Below are 3,604 nucleotides of genomic sequence, written 5' to 3' on the forward strand. Positions count from 1 at the left end.
TGGCTCGCGGGAGACGCGCTGCGCGACGGACGCTTGCGCGCGGTGCTGCCGCAGTTCGCGGCGGCGCCCGAGCCGGCGACGATCCACGTATTGCGCCAGCAGGCGCGCGGCACCGCACCCGCGTCGCGGCTCGTCGCGTTCCTCGCGACCTGGTTCGCGCAGCCGGCGTGGGATGCCGCGTGGGCATGACGGCGACGGCGGGCGGCGCGCCGTGCGGCCGGCCGAACGCCGGACATGAAGGCGCCGCGCATAAAAAAGGGCCTCGCATGCGAGGCCCGTCAAAGGTCGGAGAAGCCGGTACGCCGGCCGGCAGCCGCAGGCTGCGCGGCACCGGCCGGATGCGCACCGTTACTGCGTTACTACCTTGCGCGGCTTGAAGATGCCCTGGTATTGCCGTGCCGGGCGTTCCTTCGTCACCGGCTCGATGCCGCCGAAGGTCGGCGTCTGGCGCAGCTTCATTGCAGCCGGCGAAGCGACCGAGCCGATCGACGTCGAGCGCGACGCCGGCGCGAGGTTGTTCGCGACGAGCAGTGCGGCTTCGCTCTTCAGGTTCGCGAGCAGCACCGGATCGGTGGAGCCGTTGACCTGCGTGAGCAACCCGCTCCAGGCCGAGTCGCTGTAGTTCACGACGTAGTAGTCGAGCCCGCTCGGGTCGGCGACCACGCCCGTGCAGCCGTCGATCCGCGTTTGCGTCTGCGTATCCTTCAGCGCGAGCGTCGTGCGTTTCGCGAGACCCTGGCCGTACGCGAGCGTGATCGGCACCGTCCACTGCAGGCCCGGATACGCGTTCTTGTTCGGGAACGGCTGCTGCTTGAGCGTGATGACGGTCTGGTTCTTCGTCAGGTCGCACTGCGTGTCGAGCGAGATCAGCGGCACGCCGGTCTGGCGTACGTAGCTGTCGCCGATCGCGCCGATCGACTGGCCGCTTTCCTTCGACAGTGCATCCCACAGGCGCTTCGGCGTGCCGTTGCCGAACGAGTAGTCGACCAGGTATTGCTGCAGACCCTTGCGGAGCGTCTGTTCGCCGAGATAGTTCTCGAGCGTCTTCAGCACGTGGCCGCCCTTGTCGTACGTGAACGCGCTGGCGCTCAGCACGAAGTCGTTCGACGCCCAGCCGTTGAAGTTCGGCGCGACCGGGAACGCATTCGGGCCGATGTCACGATTGATCACGCGGTACTTGTTCTTCACCTGGTCGAGCCAGCTGAACTCGTTGGGGAAGAACTGGATCGTCGTCTTCGTCTCGAAGAACGTCGCGAACGACTCGTTGAGCCACACGTTGTCCCACCAGTCGGTCGTGACGAGATCGCCGAACCACTGGTGCGCGACTTCGTGCGTCAGCACTTCGTTGCCGTAGTGCGACATCGGCTGGCCCGGTTGCGGCAGGATGTCGTCGGCGAACTCGAGGATCGACCCCCAGTTCTCCATCCCGCCGAAGTTCAGGTCCTTCTGCTCCTTGAACGCATCGTTCGCGGCCACCGTGTCGAACTTCGTGAGCGGCAGGGCAATGCCCGTGTAGCGGTAGTAGAAGTCGAGCGCCTGCTTGGTGCGGTCCATCGCCGGCTTCGCCCAGTCGCTCATGCCCGGCGGTGTGAACACGCGCAGGTGCAGGCCGCCCTTGCCGCCCGGCAGCGGGCTCGTGAAGTCGTCCTCGTAGGTGTCGAACAGGCCGCCGCCGAAGAACAGCAGGTACGACGGCATCGGCGGGGTCTTCTCGAACTGCACGAGCTTGTAGCCGCCGCCGACGTTGGTCGACGGCTTCTCGGCCGCGTTCGACACGACACGCCAGCTCTGCGGCACTTCGGCCGTCACTTCATAGGTCGGGCGGAATGCCGGCTCGTCCCAGCCGGGGAACCACTGGCGCGACAGGTTGGTTTCGCCTTGCGTGAGGATCGCGCCGCTCGTCTTGCCGTCGGTGCCCTTCAGGTCGACACGGAAGACGCCTTCCGCGGCCGAGCAGCCCGGATACGGATCGTCGCCGCAACTGCCGCCGGTGTGGTTGACCGGATCGTCATACGACTTGAAGTTGATGATGCCCGACCATTCCATGTGCAGCGAATAGTTGCCCGGCGAGATCGTGCCGCTCACGGGGCGCAGCTGGTAGAAGTCGCCCTTGTCCTGTGGCGTCGCGATCAACTGGATGTTGCCCGGTTGCAGCGTGATGCGGCCGTTCGTGAACTTGATCCGGTGGCCGGCGATCACGATGTTGTTGACCGGCTTCAGCACCTTGATCTCGACGTCGGCGCGGCCGTCGAACGCGTTCAGCGCGTCGTTCGGGCGGAACCACAGCCGGTAGTTCACCGGTACCACGGTGTCCGGCAGCTCGACAGGCGATACGCTCTTGTCGACGTTGGATGCGCTTGGCGGCGCGGTGACGGTGGGCGACGAGCCCGAGTGCGGCGCGCCGGCGGAGCTGAGCGCGGAAGCCGAGCCCACGCCGCCGTCGTCGCCGCCGCACCCGGCTAGCGCGAGTGCGGCGACGATCGGCAGATAACGCATCTTGCGAATGTTGATCGACATGACTGAAACCTCGATTGTTGAAAGAATCGTTCAGTGCTGCGAAAACGCCGGCAAAGACAATCCCCTCGCCGTTAATCAACAGCGATGAAAATGCCAATGACGGATTATTCGAAAAGACGGCGGCCGACTACGTGAAGGTAATCATGGTTTACTGCCCCCTCTGGATTTCCGGATGTCGGTTAACTTGCCGGTTCAAAATGGCCAGGCGCGTGTTGTACTGAATTGATTTCGCGCGCACGACACGGAGCGGCACGCCCTGTGCGGGCGCGCTTTCCCCTTTGAACAGACGACCTACGGGGCTGGCCGGGCCTGATCGCACGATGGCAGGAAGGCGTGTCGCCATTCCGTAAAATCACCGTCATGCGGCCTCAAGGTTTGTCGGCTTGCTCGAAGGATGCGTAAATATACTTGATGGTTTTAGGTAAAGGAAACGAAAAATTTAGAAATTGCATCTATTGAATTCGCCGCGCTTCATTGAATGCTGGAAAGCATTAATGCGCTTTCTGTTTAACTGGTATTTTCGTAGTTTTAATCTATTAACGATCTCGCGCGGCCGCGAAAACTACGAAATCCGGCGTATCGGGGCGCGCTCGGTACAATGCAGTGACGATCCGCTCACCGATTGCCGCGAGGAGGCTTTCCCATGCCACGAACCCTGTTGCGTTTCGCGCCGCTGCGCGCCGTGCTGCTGATGTTCGCCGCCGTGTTCCTGCTCGGCGGTTGCGCGGGGCTGACGCGCGATCCCGTGCGTGTGTCGGTTGCCGGGCTCGACCCGCTCGTCGGGCAGGGCCTAGAGATGCGTTTCAGCCTGAAGTTGCGCGTGCAGAACCCGAACGACGCGCCGATCGAATACGACGGCATCTCGGTCGCGCTCGACCTGAACGGCACGCCGTTCGCGAGCGGCGTCAGCGATCGCTCGGGCACCGTGCCGCGTTTCGGCGAGGCCGTGCTCGACGTACCGGTTTCCTGATGATCGAACGCCGCGGCAGGCGAACCTTCGCTGTACACGCCGCCGCGCGACGACGCAACGACCAGCTTCTTGCCGCCGCACAACCCGACCGGCCCGTTCTCGCCGTAACGGAACGTC

At 64.1% G+C, this 3,604-nt stretch carries 1 protein-coding gene and 3 pseudogenes; 2 read left to right on the plus strand and 2 right to left on the minus strand.

What is annotated here, in order from left to right; genetic code table 11:
• Positions 1-189: pseudogene (locus tag G3O06_RS47120) on the plus strand (LysR family transcriptional regulator); the annotation flags it as partial.
• A 159-nt stretch (positions 190-348) separates the two neighbouring features.
• Here G3O06_RS47120 and G3O06_RS47125 read toward each other — a convergent pair.
• Positions 349-2,517 carry a M1 family metallopeptidase gene (locus tag G3O06_RS47125; RefSeq protein WP_174999104.1) on the minus strand — a complete coding sequence of 723 codons (2,169 nt, stop codon included), beginning with the start codon at positions 2,515-2,517 and terminating at the stop codon, positions 349-351.
• A gap of 643 nt (positions 2,518-3,160) precedes the next feature.
• Here G3O06_RS47125 and G3O06_RS47130 point away from each other — a divergent pair.
• Positions 3,161-3,484, plus strand: a pseudogene (locus G3O06_RS47130) (LEA type 2 family protein); the annotation flags it as partial.
• On the opposite strand, the pseudogene G3O06_RS49520 reads toward G3O06_RS47130, so the two are convergent.
• Positions 3,478-3,604 (minus strand): annotated as a pseudogene (locus tag G3O06_RS49520) (FMN-dependent NADH-azoreductase); the annotation flags it as partial. The pseudogenes G3O06_RS47130 and G3O06_RS49520 sit on opposite strands and share 7 nt — an antisense overlap.

It is taken from the genome of Burkholderia sp. Ac-20345, assembly GCF_017104825.1.
GTDB classification, from domain to species: domain Bacteria; phylum Pseudomonadota; class Gammaproteobacteria; order Burkholderiales; family Burkholderiaceae; genus Burkholderia; species Burkholderia lata_B.